This is a genomic window from Oceanimonas marisflavi (assembly GCF_003049725.1).
Taxonomy (GTDB): Bacteria; Pseudomonadota; Gammaproteobacteria; order Enterobacterales; family Aeromonadaceae; genus Oceanimonas; species Oceanimonas marisflavi.
Map to the genome: position 1 here is coordinate 1 of NZ_QAGM01000094.1, position 239 is coordinate 239.

The 239-nt window shown below is 63.6% G+C and carries 1 protein-coding gene; it reads left to right on the top strand.

Annotated elements, in window-relative coordinates; genetic code table 11:
* On the top strand, positions 1–239 hold a 239-nt coding region (locus DA373_RS16230; protein ID WP_198650345.1), incomplete at both ends, for an Ig-like domain-containing protein.

The following is a 239-nucleotide window of genomic DNA, read 5'->3' on the forward strand; positions in this document are numbered from 1 at the left end:
CGGCGTCAATGACGCGCCCGTGGTCTCGGCGGTGAGCGTCAATGCGGTGGAAGACGGTAATGCGGCCACCGGCAACTTTGTGGTCAGCGATGCCGACGGCAGCGACAGCCATACCTTTGCCATCACCAACCCGCCTGCCGAGGGCAGCGTGGTCAACCACCACGACGGCAGCTTCAGCTTTGATCCGGGCACGGATTTTCAGGATCTGGCCGAGGGCGAAACCCGCCAGGTCAGCTTCA